The organism is Pedobacter sp. UYP1, assembly GCF_040547305.1.
Classification (GTDB): domain Bacteria; phylum Bacteroidota; class Bacteroidia; order Sphingobacteriales; family Sphingobacteriaceae; genus Pedobacter.
The window spans coordinates 681,803-708,424 of sequence record NZ_JBEPPL010000001.1; the positions used below are offsets into that span (position 1 = coordinate 681,803).

At 38.8% G+C, this 26,622-nt stretch carries 19 protein-coding genes and 1 tRNA gene; 12 read left to right on the forward strand and 8 right to left on the reverse strand.

Features of this window, described 5'->3' with window-relative positions:
* Nucleotides 1–6 precede the first annotated feature (6 nt).
* The 3 genes from ABIB30_RS03030 to ABIB30_RS03040 all read right to left on the reverse strand — a co-directional run bounded on the left by ABIB30_RS03030 (nt 7) and on the right by ABIB30_RS03040 (nt 4,485).
* Nucleotides 7–900 carry a helix-turn-helix domain-containing protein gene (locus tag ABIB30_RS03030; RefSeq protein WP_502931078.1) on the reverse strand — a complete coding sequence of 298 codons (894 nt, stop codon included), beginning with the start codon at nt 898–900 and terminating at the stop codon, nt 7–9.
* Nucleotides 901–1,001: 101 nt separating this feature from the next.
* Complete coding sequence (locus ABIB30_RS03035; RefSeq protein ID WP_354299277.1) at nt 1,002–1,856, reverse strand: SDR family NAD(P)-dependent oxidoreductase; 855 nt, start codon at nt 1,854–1,856, stop codon at nt 1,002–1,004.
* Between the two features lie 184 nt (nt 1,857–2,040).
* Nucleotides 2,041–4,485 (reverse strand): outer membrane beta-barrel protein, encoded by a 2,445-nt coding sequence (locus ABIB30_RS03040; protein ID WP_354299278.1) that lies wholly within the window; start codon nt 4,483–4,485, stop codon nt 2,041–2,043.
* A 193-nt stretch (nt 4,486–4,678) separates the two neighbouring features.
* On the opposite strand from ABIB30_RS03040, the gene ABIB30_RS03045 reads away from it, so the two are divergent.
* Entirely contained in the window at nt 4,679–5,095 is a 417-nt protein-coding gene (locus ABIB30_RS03045) for a MauE/DoxX family redox-associated membrane protein (protein WP_354299279.1), read from the forward strand.
* Here ABIB30_RS03045 and ABIB30_RS03050 read toward each other — a convergent pair.
* Nucleotides 5,092–7,530: an outer membrane beta-barrel protein gene (locus ABIB30_RS03050; protein WP_354299280.1), complete on the reverse strand. Its 2,439-nt coding sequence runs from the start codon at nt 7,528–7,530 to the stop codon at nt 5,092–5,094. The two genes, ABIB30_RS03045 and ABIB30_RS03050, sit on opposite strands and share 4 nt — an antisense overlap.
* 127 nt (nt 7,531–7,657) lie before the next feature.
* Between ABIB30_RS03050 and ABIB30_RS03055 the strand changes: the two genes are divergently transcribed.
* The 3 genes from ABIB30_RS03055 (at nt 7,658) to ABIB30_RS03065 (ending at nt 9,907) form a co-directional block, all read left to right on the forward strand.
* Nucleotides 7,658–9,001, forward strand: coding sequence for a sensor histidine kinase (locus ABIB30_RS03055; protein ID WP_354299281.1), 1,344 nt, complete (start codon nt 7,658–7,660; stop codon nt 8,999–9,001).
* A complete protein-coding gene (locus tag ABIB30_RS03060) occupies nt 8,998–9,684 on the forward strand; it encodes a response regulator transcription factor (RefSeq protein ID WP_354299282.1) in 687 nt (228 codons plus the stop codon). Before ABIB30_RS03055 ends, ABIB30_RS03060 begins: the two co-directional genes overlap by 4 nt.
* Nucleotides 9,685–9,817: 133 nt before the next feature.
* Nucleotides 9,818–9,907, forward strand: a tRNA-Ser gene (locus tag ABIB30_RS03065).
* Between the two features lie 247 nt (nt 9,908–10,154).
* Here the strand turns inward: ABIB30_RS03065 and ABIB30_RS03070 are convergent.
* Complete coding sequence (locus ABIB30_RS03070; protein ID WP_354299283.1) at nt 10,155–12,509, reverse strand: GH92 family glycosyl hydrolase; 2,355 nt, start codon at nt 12,507–12,509, stop codon at nt 10,155–10,157.
* Between the two features lie 225 nt (nt 12,510–12,734).
* On the opposite strand from ABIB30_RS03070, the gene ABIB30_RS03075 reads away from it, so the two are divergent.
* Nucleotides 12,735–15,077, forward strand: a complete 2,343-nt coding sequence (locus ABIB30_RS03075) for a glycoside hydrolase family 3 N-terminal domain-containing protein (protein WP_354299284.1) — start codon at nt 12,735–12,737, stop codon at nt 15,075–15,077.
* Nucleotides 15,078–15,083: 6 nt separating this feature from the next.
* Entirely contained in the window at nt 15,084–16,388 is a 1,305-nt protein-coding gene (locus ABIB30_RS03080) for a glucosidase family protein (protein ID WP_354299285.1), read from the forward strand.
* A gap of 226 nt (nt 16,389–16,614) precedes the next feature.
* Here ABIB30_RS03080 and ABIB30_RS03085 read toward each other — a convergent pair whose 3' ends face one another.
* Entirely contained in the window at nt 16,615–17,469 is an 855-nt protein-coding gene (locus ABIB30_RS03085) for an SDR family oxidoreductase (protein ID WP_354299286.1), read from the reverse strand.
* 509 nt (nt 17,470–17,978) lie between these two features.
* On the opposite strand from ABIB30_RS03085, the gene ABIB30_RS03090 reads away from it, so the two are divergent.
* Nucleotides 17,979–20,558 (forward strand): TonB-dependent receptor, encoded by a 2,580-nt coding sequence (locus ABIB30_RS03090; protein ID WP_354299287.1) that lies wholly within the window; start codon nt 17,979–17,981, stop codon nt 20,556–20,558.
* Nucleotides 20,559–20,622: 64 nt separating this feature from the next.
* Here ABIB30_RS03090 and ABIB30_RS03095 read toward each other — a convergent pair whose 3' ends face one another.
* On the reverse strand, nt 20,623–23,127 hold the full coding sequence (locus tag ABIB30_RS03095) for a M1 family metallopeptidase (protein ID WP_354299288.1): 2,505 nt from the start codon (nt 23,125–23,127) through the stop codon (nt 20,623–20,625).
* 318 nt (nt 23,128–23,445) lie between these two features.
* On the opposite strand from ABIB30_RS03095, the gene ABIB30_RS03100 reads away from it, so the two are divergent.
* The 5 genes from ABIB30_RS03100 (at nt 23,446) to ABIB30_RS03120 (ending at nt 26,045) form a co-directional block, all read left to right on the forward strand.
* Complete coding sequence (locus ABIB30_RS03100; protein ID WP_354299289.1) at nt 23,446–23,748, forward strand: putative quinol monooxygenase; 303 nt, start codon at nt 23,446–23,448, stop codon at nt 23,746–23,748.
* Nucleotides 23,749–23,752: 4 nt separating this feature from the next.
* Entirely contained in the window at nt 23,753–24,586 is an 834-nt protein-coding gene (locus ABIB30_RS03105) for an SDR family oxidoreductase (protein ID WP_354299290.1), read from the forward strand.
* A 111-nt stretch (nt 24,587–24,697) separates the two neighbouring features.
* Entirely contained in the window at nt 24,698–25,000 is a 303-nt protein-coding gene (locus ABIB30_RS03110; protein WP_354299449.1) for an SDR family NAD(P)-dependent oxidoreductase, read from the forward strand.
* The gene (locus tag ABIB30_RS03115) at nt 24,948–25,097 is read left to right on the forward strand and encodes a hypothetical protein (RefSeq protein WP_354299291.1); all 150 of its coding nucleotides are present in this window, start codon (nt 24,948–24,950) and stop codon (nt 25,095–25,097) included. Before ABIB30_RS03110 ends, ABIB30_RS03115 begins: the two co-directional genes overlap by 53 nt.
* 48 nt (nt 25,098–25,145) lie before the next feature.
* Nucleotides 25,146–26,045: a helix-turn-helix domain-containing protein gene (locus ABIB30_RS03120; RefSeq protein ID WP_354299292.1), complete on the forward strand. Its 900-nt coding sequence runs from the start codon at nt 25,146–25,148 to the stop codon at nt 26,043–26,045.
* Between the two features lie 9 nt (nt 26,046–26,054).
* On the opposite strand, the gene ABIB30_RS03125 is transcribed toward ABIB30_RS03120, so the two are convergent.
* Nucleotides 26,055–26,621 (reverse strand): DUF4256 domain-containing protein, encoded by a 567-nt coding sequence (locus ABIB30_RS03125; RefSeq protein ID WP_354299293.1) that lies wholly within the window; start codon nt 26,619–26,621, stop codon nt 26,055–26,057.
* Between the last annotated feature and the right edge of the window lies 1 nt (nt 26,622).

Here is a 26,622-nt window from a genome sequence, read left to right on the forward strand (position 1 = left end):
CTGGACTCAGTTAAATGACTTCCTGAACTCTAAAGGCGATAATTTAGTTTTCGCCTTAAATAGTTTATTGAAAGATTGCGGATGCCCAAATCCAAGCGCATAGGCAACTTCACTTACTGATAAACTTGTGGCAGATAGTTTTTCTTTCGCTTTTTCTATGATCTTTTGGTGTATAATATACTGGGTATTTTCCCCGGTAAGCGACCTTAACATATCACTCAAATAACTCGGTGATATATTCAGTTTTTCAGAAAGGTAGTGTACTGTTGGTATTCCGTGATCTGCAGATTTATCACCCCTGAAATACTCATCTAATATATCATCAAGCTTTTGCAGCAAACTATTGCTAACTGCTTTTCTTGTGATGAATTGCCGTTTGTAAAATCGATTAGCATAGTTTAATAATAACTCAACCTGGGAGATGATCACATCCTGGCTAAAGTCATCTATTCTGCTGTTTAACTCTTCTTCAATGATTTTAAAAATAGAAATAATCGTTGCTTTCTCCTTTTCCGACAGGTGCAATGCTTCATTTGCCGAATAAGAAAAAAAACCATATTGCTTTATTCTTTTTGCTAAAGGATAATTCCAGAAAAAGTCCGGGTGAATCAATAAAGTATATTGGGAACATATTTCTGTATCATTGTTCGCATGGTTTCCAATAACCTGGTTAGGTGCAGCAAATAACAAACCTCCTTCATCAAAGTCATAATAATCCTGACCATATTTTAACTTGCCGCCAATACTTGGCTTATAAGAAATTTTATAAAAATTTAAAACATGGGAGGTTGGCAAACTACCCAGAATGACCCGGTTTGTTGCACCGTCTATTAAACTAATTAATGGATGTGACGGTGCAGGCAAACCAAAGGTCCGGTGCATATCTGATAATGATTCCATTTTAACATGGATTATCCCTTCCTTTTTCATATTTAAATTTAATGCAATTATAACCGGTAATACTGTTGAATACCGGCTATAATTAATTGTTTACCGAAAAATTACTTTGAAGTACCTTGCGCTGCTATAGCAACAGTATCCCATTCTTCCCAGGTAGCCATTCTTTCCGCATATACAGCACGTGTCCATGATAAATTATTACTACCCAGATTAATTCGCAGAGGTGGATTTTCCGAATCAACGACTTTAAACATTGCTTCTGGTGTTGCACCAGGATCGCCTCTTTCCATTTCTCTTAAACTGTTAAAAAATTGCATTTTGAAATCCTCATAAATATCAAGACCTGCTGCAAATTTTAAAGATTCCGGACTGCCAAACTCTGTCGCATAAGCACCCGGCTCTATGATTGTTACCTTAATCCCGAAAGCTTTAACTTCTAAAGCTAAACTTTCGTGAATTGCTTCGAATGCCCATTTTGAAGAACAATAATAGCCAATAACCGGTAATGTAACATGGCCGAGATTGCTTGATGTTCCAAGGATATGCCCACCACCCTGTTTACGTAACAAAGGTAAAGCAGCCTGGATTACTGCAACTGGCCCTAATACGTTAGTTTCATATTCTGCCCTGATATCTTCTGCGCTGCCTTCTTCTATAGTACCCACTAACGAGTAACCTGCATTGTTTAATACGATATCCAATTTGCCAAAGTGGGCATGCGCTTGTGCTACAACGGCCTTAACCTGCTCAGCATTCGTTACATCCAGCGCTAAAGTCAGTACATTTTCACCGTATTTTTCTTTAAGATCAGCAATACTGGCCAATTGACGAGCTGTTGCTGCGACTCTATCACCTCGCTTAAGTGCTGCTTCGGCCCAAACCCTTCCAAAACCTCGTGAACTTCCTGTAATGAACCAAACTTTACTGGTAACTGGATTATTATTTTGTTGTGTCATAATTTTTGCTTTTTATTTTACACAACAAACGTCGATAAATGGAATTTCCCGAATGTAGCCCAATTGAGGACATTTGTAGCCAAATTGAGAATTATGGAACTTATGTTGCTTCGTTCATCTTGTTCACCTGCGCGGGATAAAGAATCAAGTCTTTGCAATGAGGATTTCAACAGGTATTGAGTTATTACAATCTTTGTGATTCATTTTGCAGCCCCGATTCGCGGTTATCTTTTGTCTTGATCTTATTATTGCCAAAACGATAGGTAAAATTCAAGCGTATCTGACGGCTTTCCCCTACATAGGTGGTATGAAGCAGTAAATTATTCAGTTGTGTAGCTGTATTTATCTTATTTGTCCTCCACAGATCTGTAACTGCCAATCTGATTGTTGCTTTATCTTTCATTAAATTCTTTTGCAAGCCAAGGTCCAGCTGTGAATTGCTTTTTATATAAGTATTCAGACTACTTATATTCTTTGAGTTCACCACACCAGCAACTTCAGCCGTCATATGGCCAGGCAGGTTAAAAGTTTGTTGTATATTAATTGTACCTGCAAAACGACTGCGGCTATAATCTCCATATTCCAGAGTTCCTACCTTATTCTCTAAACGATACCCTATCCCCGTCAAACTCACATTCCACCATTTGGCCAAGGTAATTTGTTGGGTAATGGTCAGATTAAGGTTATTTTGAAACCCTATATTTCTGGGTATCATAATAATTCTGTTCTCTTCCAAAACCTCAGTTATTCCGCTACTCAGATCGCTTGTTTTGGTATAACCAGCGGATATCGTTGTACTCTTATAACTATACTGAAGTGACAATATGTTTGCATATTGAGGCTTAAGAAATGGATTTCCTTTCCAATAAGAAAGCTCGTCAACAGGATATGAAAATGGATTCAGATCATTATAAGCGGGACGATCAATACGACGGGCAATACTCAAATTATAAGTACCTGAATGCCCGGTTTTATAAGTAATTCCGGCTGTTGGAAACACATTCAAATAATTTCTAACTACTAAAGCCGGCGACTGGCTACTACCTTCTCTTGGCTGCAAATCTCCTTTAGAATGCGTATTTTCCAATCTTACACCGATATCCATACTGAGTTTATCGTTAACAGGTGTCTCGTACTTTAAATATCCTGCAGTTATTTGTTCCTGATATTTAAAGGTATTTGATACGTTTATGTCAATGATATTTACACTGCCATTTACATCATACTGATCAAATATATTATTAGCGTTTACACTAGAAAATTTTGCACCAGTTACCATTCTGCCCTTCCCAACTGGAAAGCCATAGTCTATTTTAGCCGCATACAATTTAATATCCCTGCTGTTAGCCACCAGGAAATTATTGGAGGATTGAAAATCGCCGTTTGGAGCATAAAAACTATTTGTACTCAGGTTTTTTGTCGCTGCATCGAAGATTCCATAATCTGCATCTATATCCAGGGTCGTATTATTAATACTTTTATACCGGTAATTTAAGTTGAAATTGTACCTGTTGGCCTTTTGATCTGGATAGTCACTCTGACTCTTTAAAGTTTGTAAAAGCTGGCCTGTTGGCTGGTCATAGATATTCGTTAAAGGAGTGATCAAACCACCACCACCCGAAAAATTACCATTCATCACTATTCCAATCGTTTTGGTCGTGTCTATCGCATAATCCGCACCCAAAGTTGACCCTATACTATGCCGTTTATCTACGTCATGATTCAAGTTCAGATAAATCTTTCCATTTGTGGTCCGGTCATTGTCATAGTCCATCGCAAAATGTCCAAAATTGTGATTGTAACTGCCAAAGAGATTAACTTTTCCTTCGCGGAAATTAAGATTCATATTGGTATTTTGCTTCAAAGTTTGCCCGTATGCAACCCCATTGTTGATGCTCCCATTGAAACCTTCAGCAATTGACTTCTGAAGGACAAGATTAATAATACCACCGGTGCCGGAAGCATCGTATTCTGCAGACGGATTTCTAATAATCTCGATAGATTTTAAGTCGGAGGAAGACATAGTTTTCAACAGTTGTGCCAGTTCCGCAGCCTGTAAATAAGTTTGTCTGCCATTAATCATGACCAGCGCACCATTAGCCCCATTGAGCGTAATTGTGTTATCCTGATTGACAATTACACCTGGAGTTTTCTTTAGGGCTTCCAGTACATTTGTACCCTGCGCAGTTACACTCTTCTGGATATTATATATCATTTTCCTGCCTTCAATCTTTACAATAGGTTTATTTCCAGAACTCTGAATAACAACTTCCTTTAAGCTACGTGCTGTTGTTTCAATTTTAATCACTCCTAGATCTATACTTCCAGCTAATTTCAGCAACTCACTCTGATAAGACAATGTACCAAGATAACTTACCGAGATTACATAGGTTCCAGCAACTGCAGTAAAAGCAAAAGTTCCATCTATACTGGTTAATTCTTGTTTAACGACCTGACCTGTATGACCATCTTTTAAAAACAAAGTTGCACCATCAATTGCTACGTTATCGACGTTCTTGATGATACCTTTTAAGATGATGTTGTTATTATTGCTTTGTGCGAAGCCGGTTGAGAAACATAGCAGCAGAAAAATTAACAGAATATTTTGCTTTAAGTTAGAATCAGTCATGAATAAAGAGCTATGATATTTCGGTTATATTATAGTATAGTGGAGAGAAAGTTAAGATAATTTAACCATCGGAACGATAAAAATTCTAATTCGCTATACTGAGCTACAACTGACAACGCTTGATTTTGGGACTTTTGTCCCTACCCATAGCCCGAAAATCTTCAGACATTGGTATTAACCAACAAGGAAAAATATGATACTTACAATCCTGACTTATTCCATCACTGGCATCTTCATTGCACTTTGGTCTTACGCTTCCTTTCCAAAATTCCGTAACCTGAGATATTTCAGAGCAATACTACGCAGTCAGGCAATCCCTAAATGGATTGTTTCACCCCTTACTATATTACTACCTTTAACTGAAATCGGTATTATTATTCTCCTGATCAACTCGACCACCAGATTATTTGGAATGTATTTATCGTTAACGATGATGCTCATTTTCACGATTTACGTAGCAGGAATAATGTACCAGGCATATGACCGTTATCCTTGTCCTTGCGGAGGGCTTTTTAGTCATATGGGATGGAGAAAACATTTCAAAGTGAATATTGCCCTGACCGTGCTCGCTCTAGTCGGCGTAATCTTGCTGGAACGTTTACCGCATTAATTCTTTACCCGTTTCTGTTCGCTTTCCGCTCCATTTCCCTCATGTTTACGCAGATTAGAAATAGCTTTACCGAATCTGTAGCTCAAAGAAAGAACCGCGGTACGGCTGTCCCCTACACTATGATAATCCGCTTTGGTTAGTGCTAAATTATTAATCACACCACTATTCACGTACGAATGAAACACATCATTAACCACCAGTTTAACTGTGGTACTCGGTGATATTTTTTTTGCAACCGCTACATTCATCCGCTTCTGTTCGCCAGCAACAAACTGAGCATTCGTTACTTTACTTTGGTAATAACCATCCAGCTGTATCGTCCAGTCTTTTCCGGCTTTAAACTGTAAAATTGGTTTTAAATAAAAGAATGTCCCTTTCGTATCCAGTTCCCCAGTATAAAATGCACTGACTGTATGAATATTGATGACCTGTCCATAAAAGTGAAAATTAAACCAGGAAGCCAAATCAAAACTACCATCAAAAGACAGCGACTTCACTATAGCACTCCCAATATTACCAGGCCTGCTGTAATAAATACCATTGACAATTTCAATAGTCTCATTTACCTGATCTATTGATTTTCCATAACTTAAAGACGTGGTAAACTTGCCTTTATAAGTATGCGAAAGTTCTATACTATTTGTATAAGATGGCTTCAAAAATGGATTCCCTGTATAATAAGTAAACTTATCAATCGGTGATAAAAACGGATTTAAATCTTGATAGTAAGGTCTGTCAATTCTCCGTCCGTAATCAATACTTAACAAATTAGTACTTGCGGTATCCAATTTATACTGTAAATATAAAGTAGGAAACAGTCCGGTATAGTTACGTTTAAAAGTCGAATCCGTCTTCTGTATATTTCCTAATTGATGTCCGTTAGAAACCGTATTCTCCAGCCTCAGTCCAGCCTGTACTGTTAAACGGTTAAACTCTTTATTCGCATTCACATAAGCTGCATTGATATGCTCTTTGTATAAAAAATGATTAGTCTTATTGTAATCAGGTTTGGTTAGCTGGTTTACTGTATAAAAATAATCAGCAATATTGTCCGTCTGTGTATAACTGGTTTTTAATCCTGTTTCCAATTTGACGCCGCTCTTCAAAGGATGTGAGTAATCAATTTTAGCTGAATATATATTAATCCCGGCAGGCAGAGATCCGGTTAACAAATAATTGTTTGCTGCCAGTCCATCTTTCAGATAACTATTATTATCAAATGATTGATCATTCTGAGTTTTGTAATTGACATAATCTATATCCGCTGTCAATTCTCTGCCATTTTTATCGTATAAGTGCCTGTAGTTTAAATTTACACCCATATTCCTAAATTTATTCCGCTCGCTGTTATCAGCTAGCACTGTAGAGTCAATCAAATTCTGAGCATTCGTAAAAACACTTTTAACGCGCATTTTCTGTTTCAAACGCCGGTATAACCCAGTAAGACCAATACCAAAAGTGGTTTTGTCAGATAAATAATAATCCATACCAACTTTGCTTGTGTAGCTTTGCCCCCTTGTGCGGGAAAAAGAATTCTGTAAGAAATTAGAAACGATTTCCCCGTTAATATTTTCGAAATGGCGGTTAATATCCAGGTCGCTATAGCTATTAATCACAGCAAGACCTAAATTACCAAACAGGTTCACTTTATGATAGCGGTAATTGAAGTTAAAACTATTGTTAGTCCGCATATATTTCCCCTGGACATAGCTCAGATTGACCCCACCATTAAACCCTTTCAATTTGCTCTTCTTTGTCCGGATATTGATAATCCCCCCATTTCCAGCCGCATCATATTTAGCAGGTGGATTAGGCATCAGTTCAATCTGGTCAACAGTGGACGAAGGAAGCGACTTTAAATAGCTTTCCAATTCAGCTCCTGAAAGATAGGTTGGCTTATCATCAATGAATATAGTAGCGCCTTTTCCCTTTAAACTTACTTTACCATTTTGATCAACCATAATTCCAGGAGATTTTTCCAGCACTTCCAAAACAGTACTTCCTGCATTGCTGATCATTGCCTCTACATTGATTACGGTACGGTCAATCTTTTTTTCAACCAGGGCTTTCTGACTGCTTATTTTCACCTCTTGTAAAGCCAGCCCAGTTTGCTGCAGCTGAATTACAGGTAAAACTGTATTGCCTTGTAATTGGAAACTATCTCCCTTATAAACTGAATATCCGATCATCATCACAGCGATCCGATAATTCCCAGCTTTTAAATGAGTTAAACTAAATGTTCCTTTTGAATCTGTCATTGCAGTTTGCACTGGTACTGAATCCGCAATTTTATAAAGATAAACAGTAGCGCCATCCAATGGAATATTGCTATTAACCTGACCACTTAATAGTAAATTACTTTGTGCAGCCGCGAAATTTGAGATTGTAATTAGCCAGGTGACCAATAGCGTTATAATTCTAAGTTTCATCATCATTTATTTGAGTTGAAACAAAAATGCCTTCGTTCCACAGAAGAGATGGTTAATAAAGAGTTAATGAAGAGTTAATGGTCATTGGGTTATGACTTAAATAATTGTAGTATCATTATATTTGACAGATCAGATGAATAAGAATCACACAACCAGGGCCCTTCTAATAGCCTGCATACTTATTGTATTCACCTTATCCTTTATTCAGTTTTATCTGGTCAGGAATACTTACAGGCTTACCAGAGATCACTTTTATACTGAGGTAAAAGAAGAAATACTCAGGGTCACCAACACCCAAGCTATGATTTTCGTAGAAGAGCAAATCAGAGCTGAGTTACGGCAAACTGTGATCCAGTATGTGACCAACCCAATGAGCAAACCTGGTTTTATAAAATTATTAAAAAGCAACACGAAGGAAAGCGGTCATCAATTCAATAGGTATCTAAAAAAAATGCTGGATAAAAAACCTAACCTTGAAGGCATAGTTTATAAATCACAATTTGATGAAATCATCTTTGAGATCAATGGAAAATCCGATACATTGCTGATTGCCCCTGCCAAGCCTGTTGTATTTTCCGGGGATGATTTCCATACAGCGCATACCATTATTTTAAATAGAGATGTGACGCTGAGCACTGGAGAAGATTTACGTATTATAATCAGGCAATCAAATTTCATGGATATTTCCAGGCGGGAAAATGAAGTTATCAAACGGATGTCTGGTGTCTTATTTCTCGCTATTGGTTTAATTGTAGCAGTGACTATTTTATTATATCTGGTTTTTAGCGCAATGATCAGGCAGAAGAAACTGGCAGAAATAAAAACAGATTTTGCAAATAATATTACGCATGAGCTGAAAACTCCTTTAAGTTCGGTGAGTATAATCCTGAAGAGCATTTTGCTAAAAGAAGTACAGGCAAAACCTGCTCTGTTGAATGATCTGTTGCAATCATTAAACAGGCAACATGGAAAAATAAGGAAGCTAGTGGATAGCGTACTGGACAGTGCGATGGTAACGGCAATAAAAGTGGAGCAAAAAGAATTGGAGATCACAAGTTTTCTGCAGGAATATGCCGGAGATTTAGCTATGGCCAATCATGAGCTGATAGCTAAAATAGAGACAATTCCGCGAACGTTACTGACCAATGCTGCAACGTTAGAAAAGATATTAAATATATTAGTTGATAATGCTGCAAAATACAGCGAAGAAGGGGTATCAATTTATTTAACTGCTTTCCAAACCCAAACTCATTATCAGATAGAAATCACCGATCAGGGAGCTGGTATCCCTATACAATATCAACAACATATATTTGATAAGTTTTACCGCATTCCAGAGCAAAATAAGCATACCGTTAAAGGTTTAGGCCTGGGATTATACCTGGCTAAACAAGCAACCTTCCAGCTCAGCGCTGAGCTTACTGTGAGCAGTAAACCTGGCAAAGGCAGTACATTTATAATCAGTTTACCAGTATGAATATCAAAGTATTAATTGTAGAAGATGATGTTGATCTGGGAAACCTGTTGAAACAATATCTGGAAATAAACAAATTTCGAGCTCACCGGGTATATAACGGTATTGAAGCCCGCGAAGAACTAAAAAGAGAAACTTATGATATTTTGATCATTGATGTAATGATGCCAAAAGAAGATGGATTTACTTTGGCAGAAAAACTAGTACAAACTTATCCGCAACTCCCCTTTCTGTTTGTAACTGCCCGTAAGCTAAAAGAAGACATACTCCATGGCCTCAAACTTGGCGCCGATGATTATATATTAAAACCCTTTGACGCAGATGAGTTGATTCAGCGCGTCCGGAATATTTTAAAACGAACTAAGATTAATCCAGTTGCCAAGGAAATCATTCAAATTGGTATTTATAAATTCGAACCAGGGAATTTAATACTGACTTCTTCCGAAGATCAAAAGATACTTACAGAAAAGGAGGCCGATTTACTTCATTACCTATGTCTGCATCAGAACCAGATTATAAAACGAAATGATATACTCAATCACCTATGGAAAGAATCCGATTTCTTTAACGGCCGGAGTATGGATGTGTTTATCAGCCGCCTCAGAAAGTATTTAGCACAAGATAAAGCCATTCATATTGAAAGTATACGAGGAATTGGCTTCCGTTTTATCATTGATAACCGATGACATTGCAAGTTTTCCGGAGAAAATACCGCCTATTTTGATCTAAACAGCATTTTTTCAGATTCATAATGAGGCATTTAAACACATAAAGCAGATTAACATTTGCAGAAATGCACATTATTTGTACTTTTGTCGCGGAGAGTTGGCAGAGTGGTCGATTGCGGCAGTCTTGAAAACTGTTGACTTGTCAAAGGGTCCGCGGGTTCGAATCCCCCACTCTCCGCCAAACAAAAATGCTGCCCGCAGGGTGGCATTTTTTGTTTTAAACCGGCTTGAGCCCTTCAGCTCAAAAGCCAGATTAAAAACAAAAAATTGCCATTGAGCGCAGCGAAAAGCATTTTTGATTGAGGCCTCCCCCAAAAGGGATCAGCGAGAGCAACGAGCTAATCCACATTGGAGAATAAACCCCAGGGCTATCTAGTACCATAGGAGACCTGAATTTTATCAACAATTCTGCTTACCCCACTGTCCATTTAAAATGTAGGGAATAAACCCCGTCTCGCTTCCCTACCAACCTCCAATTCCAGCACCCCACCCTTCACCAAATCCTCAAACCTAATCGACAAACCCTTCAACTTCACACCATTGAACTTACCACTCTGAATATAAATATTACCTGGATCCTGTTGCCTAACCTTAATCAGAAACTCATTCTTCCTCACCCCTTCAGGAAGTTTAATCCTCACACTTTCAAACAACGGCGTCCCTACTAAAAAAGAAGGATCAGGACCTGTCAAACCCTTTACATCAAAAAGTCCCATCGAAGCCAATACATACCACGCACCCAATTGCCCTTGATCCTCATCCTGACCATATCCATAACCATGTATACCATCAGTCCCATAAAACTCATTACAAATTGCCCTCACCCATTTCTGACTCAGATCCGGCCTTCCTGCATAATGGAACAACCAGGAAACATGTAAATTTGGCTGATTCCCATGATTATACAAACCCTGGATCCCTGCGAAAGCATCAATCTGCGTTCCCCCGCCAAAAGAATTTTTCTGCGAAACAGTAAAAATACTATCCAGTCGACTACTGAAAGTTTCCTTACCAATCAAATTCACTAATTGCTCTGGTGCCTGAGGCACATAAAATGTATACTGCCAGGCATTGCCCTCCTGAAAACCTTTCCAGGGCTCGAAAGGATCAAACTGATCTAAAAATCTACCCTCACTATCCTTAGGTCTGATGAATTTTGTTACCGGATCATATAGCAACTTCCAACCCTCAGAGAGTTTATTCAACTGCTCATAATCCTTTGTTCGATGAAGAGACTTAGCAAAAGTTGCCGCTGCAGAGGCAGAAAAAGAGTATTCTAAAGTATGAGAGGCCCCAAAAGGAGAGCCTTGCGTATTCAACTCCGGGCTACCAGTCTGATCTTTTACATACGGTGAATAACCCTTCTTCACAAAAACACCAACGTCCAACTTCCCGGCTCCGGGAATCCGGCCTTTAGCTTCCAATTCATTTTTTCTTACCGCTTCATACGCAAGAGAAACATCATAATTCCGGATTCCTGCATTATAAGCTGCTGCAATCGCCAGTCCTGTAAAATTCGTGCCGACACCAGATACGTATTTACTAGTGGCAATACCATCGCCTAGCCAGCCTGCATCCTTATAAACCAACAATTGACTTTGTACCCAATCGTTATAATATTCCGGATAAGCAATGGCCCAGAGTTGAGTCAAGTTCCAGAAAGCACCCCAAATGGCATCCGTATTGTAATGATGATACTTCGGAATACCATTGTTCAATAATGGGATATGCCCGACAGCTCCATCATTTTTAGGATAAGCGCCATTCACATCACTTGCCAGGCCTCTGCCTAAAAGCGCGTGAAAGAGTCCGGTATAAAACTTGATACGATCTTTTTCCAACCCACCCTTTACTTCAATCCTGCCCAATGCCTTATTCCAATTTCGAATAGCATTAGCCTTTGCCCTTGCGAAAGTTAATCCTGAAGCTTCCCTGGTCAGATTAAGTTTTGCATTGTCTATAGAAGTATAAGAAAGACCTGTTTTTATTCCGATTTGCTCACCCTTCTTTGTTTTATATTTCAAATATATTCCCGCTCCCTTTCCCTGCATCGTCTTGAGCCCTTTGAACTGTGTACTATCCCTGAATGCACCATAAGAGGCCGGTATTTTATCCAGCACTGCATAAAAATACATGGTCACATTTGCTGATTCCTGATACTTTTGAACATATACAGGTTTGGTCACCACATAACCCCATACACGACCATGATCATAAGTTACTTTTGCATCGAGCACCGGCCCGCTCTCTCCCATCTTGTTGCCAATATCAAAGATAACATTGGCACTATCTGTTTCCGGAAAAGTATACTGATGAAAACCAACCCTCTCTGTTGCAGTAAGCTCTGCTTTAATCTGATAATCCTTTAAAATCACCCGATAATATCCAGCGGTAGCATATTCGTCAGACTTTTCAAAAGAAGACCTGTATCCCGAATTTTTCTCAGCCTTTTTACCAGGAAATGTTTTCAGCTTCCCTACCGTTGGCGCAAATACTATCCCACCAATTTGAAACTCATGGAAATTTGCAAAACCCTCTATAGAACCATGGCGATCGTCATATCCTACCGCTTCCCATCCTGAAGGATTGCCTTCACTCCCATTCGTGCTTGGGGCTAATTTCGCCATACCAAAAGGAACTGCTGCTGGAGTATAGAAAAAATACCTGCTATGCGCAGACCCGATATTTGGCCTCACATATTGAACTGGCCCATCCTCTTTCTGTGCAAAAAGCAAGGTTGCCTGAATACTAATTAACAAGAGGAAAACAATCCTTTTCATCATGGTTTAAGGTTTTGGTTTATTAAAAAACTACATATACAAAATACGATCAATTCAAATGTACATACATAATTATCAAATATATTTTAAATCTTCAATAATCCAAAACACATTCAAACAACCAACTAAACCCAACAACCCACCTTATCTCCTAATAAATAATTTAATTACCCCAAGGTAATATTTAAATTTTGCTATACTTGTATGTACATATATTTAGAAATCAACATGACGAATAGACTTACCATATTGGCCTGCTGTACTTTTCTTTCTTTACCTGTTAGTTCCTATTGCCAACAACCGCTCTACAAGGATGCCAGTCAATCTATAGCACTAAGAACTCAGGACTTAATCAAAAGAATGACGCTCAAAGAGAAAGTTGGTCAACTTTTAAGTCCGCTGGGATGGGAAATGTACGAACGACAAGGCAATAAGGTTAAAGTATCTCAAAAATTCAAAGACATCGTTGCCGAAAAACAGATTGGGATGCTCTGGGCAACATTCAGAGCAGATCCATGGACACAAAAAACTCTGAAAAATGGTCTTAACCCTGAGATGGCAGCAGAGGCCGCAAATGAACTACAGCGATATATGCTGAAAAATACGCGTCTTGGTATTCCGATATTTCTGGCAGAAGAAGCACCTCATGGCCATATGGCAATTGGTACCACTGTATTTCCAACCGGTATTGGTCAAGCTTCTACCTGGAACCCATCGTTATTAGAAATGATGTCGGCATGTGTATCCAAAGAAGTGCGTTTGCAAGGAGCCCATATCAGCTATGGCCCTGTATTGGATTTATCACGCGATCCTCGCTGGTCTCGCGTGGAAGAAAGCTATGGTGAAGACCCTGTACTAACAGGTACACTCGCTGCTTCCATTATCAAAGGCTTAGGGGGAGGAAAGCTTTCTGATCCTTATAGCACAATAGCCACACTTAAACATTTTGTAGCCTACGCAATTCCTGAAGGAGGGCATAATGGAGCAGCTGCCAGCGTTGGTGAGCGGGAACTGCGGGAGTATTATCTTCCTCCTTTTCAGTCAGCTGTAAATGCAGGAGCTAAATCAATTATGGCAGCCTATAATTCTATAGATGGTATTCCTTGTAGTTCCAATAGTTTCTTATTGACTGATATTTTAATTAAAGAATGGGGATTTAAAGGTTTTACGGTATCTGATTTAGGAAGTATAGAAGGTATAAAAGGAAGCCACCGAATTGCGCGGGATTACACTGAAGCTGCTGTATTGGCAATCAAAGCTGGTTTAGATGCGGATCTGGGAGGAAACGCTTATCCCAACCTGATCACAGCTGTTGAAAAAGGAACAATTGAAGAACGTTTTATTGATACTGCAGTATCCAGAGTACTCCGTTTAAAGTTCGAAATGGGGTTATTTGAACATCCATTTGTGAACCCTCAAAAAGCCAAAAAGGAGATTAAAACGCAAGAACAAATCTTGCTTTCCCGGCAGGTTGCCAAGGAATCTATTATCTTACTGGAAAACAAAAACAACATTCTACCCTTAAAAAAGGGAATCAAGGTTGCTGTGGCAGGCCCTAATGCTGACAATGTATACAATATGTTAGGTGATTACACAGCTCCACAAGCCGAGGGAAATGTGATCACCATCTTACAGGGGCTTCGTGCTAAACTATCTGCTGCGCAAGTGAGCTATGTTAAAGGATGTGCCATTCGTGACACTACAGAAAACACCATTCCAGAGGCCATCGCTGCCGCACAAGAAGCTGATGTGGTTATTGCAGTAGTAGGTGGATCAAGCGCCCGGGATTTCAAGACAGAATACGCTAAAACAGGAGCCGCAATTGCAACAGATAAAACCATCGGAGATATGGAGAGTGGTGAAGGATTCGACCGTTCAACACTAGACCTTTTAGGTAAACAAATGGATTTATTAAAGGCACTAAAAAAGACAGGCAAACCCCTTATTGTCATCTACATCCAAGGAAGACCACTGAATATGAACTGGGCTGCGGAAAATGCAGATGCACTGCTTTGTGCCTGGTATCCTGGCCAGCAAGGCGGTTCAGCAGTTGCAGATATCTTATTTGGAGATTATAATCCCGCTGGCAGACTTCCGGTTTCCGTACCCAGAAGTGTCGGACAAATTCCTGTTCACTACAACAGAAAAAGCCCGCTTGATCATCGTTATGTTGAAGAAGAGGCGACTCCACGTTATGCTTTTGGTTACGGAAAAAGCTATACGACCTTCACTTATCATGAGCTGAATATCAGCAAACAAACTACCAAAGGAACTTATCTGATATCCTTCACTTTACAGAATACTGGCCCATACGATGGAGATGAAGTAGTCCAGCTTTACTTGAAAAACCAGTTTGCTTCAACCGCTCAGCCTATCAGGCAATTGAAACATTTTGAACGCGTTAAACTCAAAGCGGGCGCATCAAAACACGTAGAATTTGTAGTAACAGCTGATGACTTGTCGGTCATTAATATGGAGATGAAAAAAGTATTTGAATCCCGCAGCACATTCACCATCATGATCGGATCATCCTCTGATAAAATCCAATTACAGAAAGAACTAGACATTTAATCAGACATGAAAAAATATACTGTTTATATCCTCTGTGCATTTTTGTTAACCGCGTGTATTACGAAAGGAAAGGCTCAAAATCAGGAATTAGCCGCCAGAATTCTTGCAGATTCTTCATTGACCATCGTTGACAATATGGCCAGGGACGTCATTAGAGAAGGTTTCAATGCTGGAAGTGGTTACTCCCAAATCTGGGCACGCGATTTTAATACATTGATTGAAACTTCTTTGGATATAAGTTCCAAAGCAGATGTCCGTGGAGCAATCCTCCTGTTCTTCGCACTCCAGCAAAAGAACAATGAGATGGTAGATGGCTATGTGCTAAAAAAGGACTTTACCTGGAATGATGATACTCCATATTATTCCACTGCAGCCCCGGGGCATGCAGGATTTAAAAACACTGTTGAAACTGATCAGGAAACATCACTGATCCAGTTGGTGGGAAAATATATTAAGAAGACCGGGGATGTTGGCCTGCTCAATGAAAAAGTGGGCAATTTAACTGTGCTGGTCAGGATAGAGAAAATGATTGATTATTTAATGCGCGAACGTTACAATAAAAAATACGGTTTACTTTGGGGAGCGATGACGGCAGATTGGGGCGATGTTCAGCCACACGATACTTTTGGTTGTGATTGGAACGAACTCTCTAACGAAGCTATCGATGTCTATGATAATGCGATGTTCATTATTGCGTTGCAATATTTAGTAGATGTTGTACCAGACAGGCATAAAGTGGAGCAATGGACTCAATTAAAAAAAGATGTTTATAAGCAGGTAAGAGAACACCTTTGGGACACCAAAAATCAGAAATTCATCCCACATATTTATCCTGGCAAGTCCCCAATCCCGGCCGGCTTCGACGAAAATACAATCTTCTATCATGGTGGTACTGCTGTTGCAATCGAAGCAGGATTACTATCCAAAGATGAAATTGCCGCAGTCAATAAGAAAATGGTAGAAAACGTAAAGCATTCTGGAATGCCGAGTATCGGGCTGACCTTATACCCTACCTATCCTGATGACTTTTTTAAGGGAGGGATGTCCAAGCCTTACAACTATCAAAATGGCGGTGACTGGACTTGGTTTGGTGCAAGAATGATCCAGCAGCTTATTGCAAATGGCTTCGTAAAAGAGGCGTATGAAGAAGTTCGTCCTATGATAGATCGTGTAGTAAAGAACAAAGGTTTTTATGAATGGTATGGTAAAGGCAATGTACCTGATGGGTCTGGTAAATTTAAAGGATCTGCTGGGGTATTGAGCAAAGCTATAGGTCAATTTAAGGACTGGGCGGCAGCCAATCAAAAGTAAACACTTTAATGATTAAATTGTTATTGCAAAGTTATCATCCTGGAAAAAATCAACAGATTATATTGCATTGCCACTCACCCATCTGATCGTAAAAGGTAAGAAAATTATTAAACCACGATCTGTAGAACTCCAGGGAAACGAATGAAATCTCAAAAAATCAGCTACTAAAAACAGCTCAGCATTTACCTATGTAAATGTTGAGCTGTTTTATAATCAAAAAGGAAATCTATTTTTCCCCTTCAACCGGAGTACCTGGCTCAATCTCGTACGCTTTTTGCACAAGTTCATCACGTTTACCAGTTGTACTATTTTGCTTTTTAGACCATATTAATTTTTGTTTCTCTTTGATTTGATCTTCAAAAGTTTCAGGTAAAAGATTACGGTAATTATCTATTTCATTACTTAAAACCTTGACAATTAAATCTACAATAGCCTCTGGATCATATTGTTCATGAGGAAAAGATAGCTTACTATAATCGAATATTTTGGTAGTCCCGTCATCTTTCCATTCTTTCCATGTTTCAAACATCCTGTCGTTAAAACCTGTCAAATATGGCCCTGGATTTATAGTGGCTACCTGAACACCATATTCGCTGACCTCTTTATTCAGTGCTTCTGCGAAAGCCTCAATTGAATGTTTAGACGCAGCATAAGCACCAGTAAAAGGATCTGCTGATAACCCGGCTACAGAAGAAAGAAATACAATCTTCCCTTTCTTATTTTTGATGAACTTCTTAGCGAAGCCTTGTGTCAAAGCAAGCGGACCAAAAACATTGACTTCAAATTGACGGCGAACCCGTTCTAATGGAATGTCTACAGTAGACCCGCCTTCTGAAATTCCCGCATTATTCAGCAAGACATCAATGTCCCATTTCCATGCTTTTGTATGATCATCAGAATTGGTAACATCTAACTTCTCCACTTGCAAATCTATACCTCTATCTTCTGCTTCTTTTTTCAAGCCAGCAATCTGAGCTACAATTTCAACTGTTGCAATTACTGTATTTCCTTTTTCAGCTAAACGTAAGGCCGCTTCTCTTGCAAATCCCGAACCCGCTCCTGTTATTAATATCTTAGCCATAATTTTATTTCTTTTTCAGGATAACATCATGTTTGCATGATTGTTTTAGCATTTTTTACAGGACAGGTCAATGTGAAAATCAAAATTCTTAATGACCTAAAAATCAAAAACAATATGCAAACTGAATTAATTATCTCTGACCGATATATGCTTTAATACACTATAAACCATAATATTGCAGGTTTTATCCACTCTTCTCAAATAAAAACTACAAAATCCATAGATTTAATCTTTTTAAAGAAAAAAGAATCCTATATTCGTACAATCAAAATAATCTTTACAATTAGAACCAAATGAAAACAGACTTACATTTTATAAAAATGAAAAGAAAAACAGCTAAAGGAGGAACCCTCTTTCTATCGAACTGTTGCTGTTGATTCTGTTCAGTAATCACTGAGCATAACTAAAAACACCTGCAAACATCATATTTTGAAACCTGGCCGGATGCTAAAAACATCCATGTGGCTTTGCTATGCAATAATCACCCAAAACCATTGAATATTAACATTATGAAGAAACATTTACTCCTCATCCTTTCACTCCTGCTAACGGCAAATTTTGTCTTTGCCCAAAGTGCGATAACCGGCGTTATAAAAAGTAGTAACGGCGTTCCAGTACCGCATGCTACAGTACTGATCAGAGGTACCAAGATTTCTGCAACTGCAGACGCAGACGGTAAGTTCAGTATCGATTCAAAGCAGGAACTTCCATTTTACCTGCGTGTCAGCTCAGTCGGTTACAAGTCTCAGGATTTTCAGATTTTAAAGCTTCAGGATACACCTTTCGAATTAGTGCTGATTGAAAGTGCACTACTGGATGAAATCGTTGTGACTTCAAGAAGACGTTCAGAAGTACTACAGGATGTGCCTATTGCAATTACTGTTATCGGAGGTCAAGCTGCAGAAAATGCAGGAGCTTTTAACGTTAATCGTTTGAAAGAACTCGTTCCTTCGGTACAATTATATGCTTCAAATGCGAGAAATACGACACTTAATATCAGAGGGCTAGGTTCAACATTTGGCTTAACCAATGATGGTATTGATCCTGGAGTAGGATTTTATGTAGATGGAGTTTACCAGGCGCGCCCGGCAGCGACTTCTACTGATTTTCTTGACATTGAACAAATAGAAATACTACGTGGCCCACAAGGAACATTATTTGGTAAAAACACAACTGCAGGTGCATTTAACATCACGACAGCCAAGCCAACTCAGACACCAAGCGGAAAAGTTGAATTGAGTTTTGGAAACTATAATTTTATGCAGGCCAAAACATCGGTTACCGGAGGAGTTGGAAAAAATCTCGCAGCAAGACTATCCATCTCAGGAACTCAAAGAGATGGTACAATTTTCAATACTAAAGAAGAACGCAGGTATAGCGGCCAGAACAATCTTGGTTTTAAAGGTCAGCTCTACTATACCCCTTCAGATAAACTACAAGTCTTGTTTAGTGGTGATGCGAGCATTCAGCATCCCGCAGGTTACCCGCTGGTAATTGCAGGAGTTACTGCCACAGAAAGAAGTCCTTATCGCCAATACGCTAAAATTGTTTCTGACTTAGGCTACCAACAACCTGTAGTAGATCCTAAATCCAGAACAATCAATACCAATACGCCATGGAAACATGATCAGTCAATTGGTGGTTTATCCGTAAATGTCGATTATAAGATAGGCAATGGAACGCTTACTTCAACTACAGCCTGGAGATTCTGGAACTGGAATCCTACAAACGACAGGGATTTCTCTGAATTATCTGCATTGACTAAATCTCAGGGAACATCCCGCCATGATCAATATTCGCAGGAAGTCAGATACGCCGGTAACCTATCTGAAAAAGTAAGTGGTGTAATTGGTGTATATTTCCTTGGTCAAAATTTAAAAGGGCTGGGTCAAACAGAAGAAGTAGGTAAAGACCAGTGGAGATTTGTACAAACAAGTAATACTGGTGCACAAGCATTATATTCAACACCAGGTTTGTTAGATGGCTACGGTATCAAAACTAATTCAACTATCAAATCATTGAGTGCTGCTGTATTCGCACAGGTTGATTGGGAGCTTGTGAATCACCTGCATATTTTACCAGGATTAAGATATACTTATGATAAAAAAGATGTAGAGTATGACAGGACAACTTACGGAGGTCTGCAAACATCTGATCCTGCTTTACTTGCATTAAAAACAGCCGTTTATGCCAATCAGCAGTTCAATACCAATGTAGACAATAATAATTTGTCTGGTAATATCACCGTTTCATACCGTCCTACCACTAAGTTAAATGCTTATGGAACTTTTTCTACCGCTTATAAACCAGTTGGTGTTAACGTAGGTGGCTTACCAACTACCGCTACCGGAGAAGCAGATTTGTCTGTGGCCGTTGTAAAGCCAGAATATGTTCAACATTATGAGTTAGGTATTAAAACCAAACCTGTTAAAGGGGCCATCGTAAATGTAAGCGCTTTTAATACAGACATCAAAGATTACCAAACGAATGTACAATCACCTCAATTAGGGGTCAACAGAGGTTATCTTGCCAACGCAGAAAAAGTTAGGGTAAAAGGTCTGGAAGTTGATGGAACTTATCAAATAGGAAGATTCCTAACCTTAAATGCCGCTCTTGCTTATCTTGATGGCAAATATGTGAAATTTACAAATGCACCCCTGCCATTAGAGGAAACCGGGCATACGGAACTTGTTAACGGTGTAGCTACGCAGGTAGCATTTAAAGATGCCTCAGGAGGCAGATTACCAGGAATATCTAAATGGAATGTTTCTGGTGGAGCAGAGTTCAGCAATCCAGGCAAACTGGCCACTACAACAGGTAGATATTTTATTGCTGCCGATGCGAGTTACCGTTCAGAATATTCTTCAAATCCAACGCCTTCAAGGGTATTAAATGTTGAAGGTTATTCCTTGTTGAATGGTAGATTAGGATTTAAGTCAGATAAATTCTCCGTATTTATTTGGGCAAGAAATATCGCGAATAAAAGTTATTATGAACAATTACAGGCTGCTGCAGGTAACTCTGGCTTATATGCTGGTGTTCTTGGTGATCCAAGAACTTATGGGGTAACCTTACGTTACAATTTATAATAACCTCCAGGTTATAAAAAAGCCGTCTCCTCAGTAAAAAGAGAAGACGGCTTTTTGTTATTCATTATTTGACATCATTGATCTCTTTGATAGCTCCTTCAATGAATTTAACTGACGCATCATCATTCATCTGCTTACGTGCTTGTTTAACACGGTTCAGATCTTCAATTGCCTTAGCACCAAATCCATATTCTTTCAGCCTTATTCCAAAGTCTTTAACAACTGTAACACCTTGTTGTGTAAATTCAGGGGTTTTCAATCGTGCAAGCATACTGGTAAAATCACGCATTACAAAAATTTTAGCGCGGGAATTTGCCTCTTGAAAGTTTTTGTATACAAAAGGCCATTCAGTATCCTGTCCATATTTACCGTAGACACTTATAACTGCTGAGACTAAACGATCAGTACTTCCTTGCTCATATGCTTTAGCCATTTTTATACCTTCTGCATGATCTACATCAGCTAATGCACTTAATGAAGCGCCCATGATAGCATATGACTGATTCTTTAATTCATCTTTAAAAAGCTGCAATTGCTGCGGTGCGATCTTAGAAGCACCAATTGTCTGGATTGCGGCCGCTTTAACCAGGTTATTTTCATCACTTTTAGCTAATTTAAGGATGACAGCAAGAGCAGCTTCATTTAAACTCTTGTTCTCAGGATCTATACTTTGAATAGCTTTCAGCCGCAGGCCATAGTATTTATCCTGCAGCGCAAGAAGTAGTAACTTTTGTGCAGCTGCTTCTTTTTGATGCGTTGCAGCAGCATTGATAGCTTCATATCTGTCCATATACAATGGGGCATTTTGATATTGAAACAAGAATTCTTCCAGGGTTTTATGGTCAGTTTTTTGATTCAGCGTATTCTTGTCTGCATCAACGTTAACCAATTGTGGTTTATCAGAAAGCTGATAGTTCAATGTATCAGACTTCGTATTCATCCAGATGGTATGGCGTTCCTTTTTTCCACCCGCATAGATATCAACAGACATAGGTAGCATAAAAGCTTTGCCTTGCTGAGTCTGGGCCAGATAGATAGTTTGTGTATGAGTTTTCTCATCCCACTTATAGCTGATATCCAGTAAAGGATGCCCTGCACCGTAATACCATTGGTTAAAGAACCAGTTCAGGTCCTTGCCGCTGGCTTCTTCCATTGCCAATCTGAGTTGGTGGGCCTCCCCTGTCTTAAATGCATTTGTTTTAAGATAGTTATTCAAGCCTTTAAAGAAAGCTGGTGCACCCAGATATTGACGCAGCATATTCAGAATACGACCGCCTTTCTGGTAACTTACAGGATCAAAAACGTCTTCGGTTTTATGGTAATGAAAACGGACCAGATTTCTTTCTGCATATTCAGGATTATCCAGGTAAACTTCTAAATCTGCGTTGTTATGGTCATCAGCAACATCCTGTCCATATTTATGTTCTGCCCAAAGGACTTCTCCAAAATTTGCAAATGATTCACCAACTGTAATGTTACTCCAGCTTTCTGCAGTTACATAATCACCAAACCATTGATGAAACAGTTCATGAGCAATAGTGCTTCTTCCTGCATCATAATAACGGTCTGCAAGCTCGCGCGTAGTACCCTGAATATAAGTACCATGCAGGGTTGCCGTTGTGTTTTCCATGGCACCGCTGATATAGTCACGTACAACGATCTGTGCATATTTATTCCATGGATAATCAACACCTAGTGTTTTAGAAAAAAAAACCATCATTTCAGGCGTATCCCCAAATATATCCTTAGCAAAAGGCGCATACTTAGGTTCCAGGTAGTAATTCACCTCTTTATCCTTCCATTTATCATGATAAATTTTAAAATCACCCACAGCCATCATGAATAAATAAGGAGAATGGGGTAACTCCATTTTCCAGGTATCTGTTCTTGTACCATCTGCATTCTTTTGCTGTGATGCCAGCCTGCCATTAGATAAAGTAACATACTTTGCTGGTACTGTCATACTAATTTCGTCTGTCGTTTTTTGACCAGGTTTATCTATTGTCGGAAACCATGCAGAAGAATTCTCAGGTTCACCATCTGTCCATATTTGCACAGGCTTGTCTTTTTCTGTGCTATCTGGATTTATAAAATATAGTCCTTTCGATTCAGAATTAGCAAGATCCTTTCCTGGCTTTGGCTCATCCGGTTTAGCTGTATATTCAATGAAAACTGTATAATGCTCAGTATTCTGATATACTTTATCCAGATTTATAGCTAACGAGAGCTGATCGTAAGTGTATCTCAAAGGAATATTTTTTCCGTTTTTAACCACGGCAATTGTTTTAATGTCCATTCCTTTTGCATCCAATCTTAAGCTATCGGTTGAATAAGAATGAGGCTTGAGTGTGATCCATTCTTTACCATACAGATAGCGTTTCTTATAATCGAAACTAACCTCCAGTTTGGTATGGATAAGGTCGTTGATTTTAACGGGAGTCTGCCGGTAAATTTTCAGGAAAGGATCTTCTGCTTTCTTTTGAGCAATCGCATAATCTGTAGCTACTGCCCCAATAAAAAAGAGAATACCAGGTATAACCTTCAGATATTTTTTGTGGTTAATTTTCATGTGTGTTTTGTTGAAAAATCGCCGCAAATGTAGGTGGTGCAAACAGCAACTACAAAGACTTTACTACTCAAAAAAGCTATTTTTTCAGTTACAAAACCAAGTGTATATTCTCTTAATTTTAATGAAACTGATTACCGTCCAAACTGATTAAACATATCGAGTAAATATTGTAGTCGTAAACAAATTCCTGGACGAAGACAAATTATAGAAAAGAGGAGGAGAAATCAGCTAAGGTTTGAATTGAACAAGTATTGGTTTGAAACGAACACTATCCAGCTTATCTCGCGCCATAACTTTGTGGTATTAAATAACATCTTTATGATTACATATTTAACATTATTCAAAGCCAGAGATAAAAATAACGCAGAATCTCTTGAGTCTGTTTTTTCAGAACTCAGGAAAAATACAACATCTGAAACTGGCTGCATTAGCTATGAAATTTATAGCGACAGTGCAAATCCCCCGGTATCATACATCATTGAAACATGGGAATCACAAATAAGTTTCGAAGGACATCTGGATGCTGTAAAGACAAACAAGTACGTTGAACAAGCCCTGACATTTACGGCTGAACCTTTCGAATCAATCCAACTTATAGAAAAATTTAACTTCAAAAAATGATATCATGAAAACGATCTTAATCACAGGAACATCCTCAGGGATTGGTAAAGCAACTGCAAAAAAATTCGCAGCAGCAGGCTGGAATGTAATCGCAACCATGCGCTCACCAGAAAAGGAAGAAGAACTATCTGCTATCGAAAACATCTTTTTAACAAAGCTGGATGTTCAAGATAAGGAAAGTATTGCAGCTGCCATAGCTTCTGGAATTGAAAAATTCGGAAATATTGATGCTGTGGTAAACAATGCGGGTTTTGGCGTACTGGGTGCGTTTGAGAAATCAACCTCAGCACAGATTATGCAGCAATTCAGCGTGAATGTATTTGGCGTAATGGATGTCATTAAAGCTATTCTCCCACATTTCAGAGCAAGACAATCAGGCTTGATCATAAATATTACCTCACAGGGCGGAAGAGTAACTTTTCCAACTTGCAGCCTTTATCACGCTACTAAATTTGCTATAGAAGGATTCTCTGAATCACTGGCTTATGAGTTGCTTTCACAAAATATTTCAGTCAAAATTATTGAACCGGGATCAACAGAAAGCAATTTCTTTAGTGCAGTAAGTATGGCAGGGGATGAGCGCATAACTGCCTATGAAGAATTCGATAAAATTGCGCTTAATAATTGGAACAAAAACGACACGATGAGTTCAAAAACAGCAGAAATTGCTGAAGTCATTTACACGGCAGCTTCTGACAATAAAGATCAATTACGCTATATGGCCGGAACAGATACGCATTTATATTTTGGTGCAAGGCAAAATAAAAGTGATCAGGATTATGTGGACTACATGAGGAAATTATTTATTCCAGAAATATTAAATAAAGAATATAAATAAGATGAAGACGACTAAAAACACGATATTAATTAAAGGTGGCGGAACTGGAATGGGTCTAGAGGCAGCGAAACAGTTTAGCCAGTTGGGCAATATTTTAACTCAGCAGTTTTACTGACGCATGAGCTTGCCCCTGTTCTTGCTGCACATCCGGAATCAGCGATGGTTATAACGACTTCTGCTGTTGCGTTTGTTCCCGATTTGATGCATCCTACTTATAGTGCGATTAAGGCAGCACTGCATTCATACATTCTAGGCCTCAGATTGGTTTTAGAACGTAGTCAGTCTTCTATTAAAATATTCGAACTCATGGCCCCGCTAGTTGACACGCCATTTTCAAAGGCAGTTAAAGCAGACTATAAAAATGCCTGCTTCAAATATTATTTCTGCACTTATAGCAGGTATCGAAGGCAATGAGTATGAGCTCCACGCAGGCCTGACCAAAGAAGTGTTCGAAAGATCACAAAAATCAACGCAGGATGCACTGGAGTTCTTAAATAGTGTAACGGGGTAGATAGCAGGTAAATTGTTTAAATCTTCTGAAAATGCATAGATTTAGGTAATGAAGAAAATTGAAACATTAGAAAGTTTTTACAGGGAAAAGTTTACGTTCTATGATCAATCTGCAAATAAAGGTAAAACCCAATTTGCGATCGTAACTCATGAAGAATGTTCAACTGATGCCAAAATAAGCTATCGGCGACGCGATTTTTATAAAGTATCACTTTTTAAAGGTCGCGTTTTGCTCCATTATGGCGATAAGAGCCTTGAAGTAAATGGAACCGCTTTAGTCTTTTTTAATCCTGATGTACCCTACACTTTGGAGATGCTTGAAGAAAGCAACTTTGGCGGATATTTAATTTTTCGGGAATCTTATTATAATGATTACTATAAAAATGGGATTCGCGAAATGACTTTATTCGCTAATGGAGCCAAACCGGTATTCATGCTAAATAAAACACAGGAGAAATCTGTTGATAGCATTTTTAAAAAAATGCAAGCAGACTTGTTAACCGACTATGAATATAAACATGATGTAATCAGAACCCATTTAAACGAGCTGATACACCTGGCGATGAAAATGTTCCCTTTAGATAAAGTTTATCAGTTTGTTGATGCAAAAGCAAGAATTACCGCCATTTTCAGTGAATTGCTGGACAGGCAGTTTCCGATTGAATCTCCATCAGAAGAATTTGAAATGCGATCAGCAGCAGCTTATGCAGATAAATTAGGAGTTCATGTCAACTATCTGAACCGGGCAGTGAAATCCGTTACAGGCAAAACTACTACCAATCACATTTCTGACAGGATTACTACCGAAGCAATTTCAATGCTGAAGCACTCAGGATGGAATATTGCACAAATCAGCTATAGTCTTGGTTTTGAAGACCCTTCTAGTTTTAGTCATTTCTTCAAAAAGCATACACAACAAATCCCTTCCAACTTCAGAATGCTGAAATGACAAAAATTCTCACACCTTTAATGAAGCACGGAAACCACGCGCCGCATAATAAGATTCCGCTCCATTGTGATAAACAAACACGGTATCATAACGCCGGTCACAAAAAACAGCTCCACCCAATTTTCTGATATTGGCGGGTGTTTTTATCCAGCTCGACGTTTTGGTATCAAAATTCCCTATTTGTTGTAAACCCCGGTATTCTTCTTCACTTAAAAGTTCAATACCCATATCAGCTGCCACATCAATAACATTATTTTCAGGTTTAAATTCTTTCCTTGATGTATGTGCTTCAAGATCGTAACAAAGACTTCTGCGCCCTTTAGGACTTTCTGGTGAACAGTCATAGAAAATGTACTCCCCTGTCTTTTGATCATGACCGACAACATCTGGTTCACCGCCAGTTTTTTCCATTGCCATTAAAGACTGAACTTTTTTAGGATGAGCTTCTAATTTCTCCTGGACCCCAGCCCATTCTAAATCCTTATGGCGGCTTGTATTCTTCTCGAAACGCACTTTTAATACTGCAAAGAAATTTTTTTGTTCCTCTGCTGAGCACTCTTCTTTATAACTGTCCATG

Coding starts and splice junctions, on each gene's coding strand:
- ABIB30_RS03115 (WP_354299291.1), top strand. CDS start 24,948: ATGCCTGCTTCAAATATTATTTCTGCACTTATAGCAGGTATCGAAGGC.
- ABIB30_RS03050 (WP_354299280.1), bottom strand. CDS start 7,530: ATGATGATGAAACTTAGAATTATAACGCTATTGGTCACCTGGCTAATT.
- ABIB30_RS03060 (WP_354299282.1), top strand. CDS start 8,998: ATGAATATCAAAGTATTAATTGTAGAAGATGATGTTGATCTGGGAAAC.
- ABIB30_RS03090 (WP_354299287.1), top strand. CDS start 17,979: ATGAAGAAACATTTACTCCTCATCCTTTCACTCCTGCTAACGGCAAAT.
- ABIB30_RS03085 (WP_354299286.1), bottom strand. CDS start 17,469: ATGGCTAAGATATTAATAACAGGAGCGGGTTCGGGATTTGCAAGAGAA.
- ABIB30_RS03080 (WP_354299285.1), top strand. CDS start 15,084: ATGAAAAAATATACTGTTTATATCCTCTGTGCATTTTTGTTAACCGCG.
- ABIB30_RS03095 (WP_354299288.1), bottom strand. CDS start 23,127: ATGAAAATTAACCACAAAAAATATCTGAAGGTTATACCTGGTATTCTC.
- ABIB30_RS03045 (WP_354299279.1), top strand. CDS start 4,679: ATGATACTTACAATCCTGACTTATTCCATCACTGGCATCTTCATTGCA.
- ABIB30_RS03035 (WP_354299277.1), bottom strand. CDS start 1,856: ATGACACAACAAAATAATAATCCAGTTACCAGTAAAGTTTGGTTCATT.
- ABIB30_RS03100 (WP_354299289.1), top strand. CDS start 23,446: ATGATTACATATTTAACATTATTCAAAGCCAGAGATAAAAATAACGCA.
- ABIB30_RS03075 (WP_354299284.1), top strand. CDS start 12,735: ATGACGAATAGACTTACCATATTGGCCTGCTGTACTTTTCTTTCTTTA.
- ABIB30_RS03030 (WP_502931078.1), bottom strand. CDS start 900: ATGGAATCATTATCAGATATGCACCGGACCTTTGGTTTGCCTGCACCG.
- ABIB30_RS03120 (WP_354299292.1), top strand. CDS start 25,146: ATGAAGAAAATTGAAACATTAGAAAGTTTTTACAGGGAAAAGTTTACG.
- ABIB30_RS03040 (WP_354299278.1), bottom strand. CDS start 4,485: ATGACTGATTCTAACTTAAAGCAAAATATTCTGTTAATTTTTCTGCTG.
- ABIB30_RS03125 (WP_354299293.1), bottom strand. CDS start 26,621: ATGGACAGTTATAAAGAAGAGTGCTCAGCAGAGGAACAAAAAAATTTC.
- ABIB30_RS03055 (WP_354299281.1), top strand. CDS start 7,658: ATGAATAAGAATCACACAACCAGGGCCCTTCTAATAGCCTGCATACTT.
- ABIB30_RS03070 (WP_354299283.1), bottom strand. CDS start 12,509: ATGATGAAAAGGATTGTTTTCCTCTTGTTAATTAGTATTCAGGCAACC.
- ABIB30_RS03105 (WP_354299290.1), top strand. CDS start 23,753: ATGAAAACGATCTTAATCACAGGAACATCCTCAGGGATTGGTAAAGCA.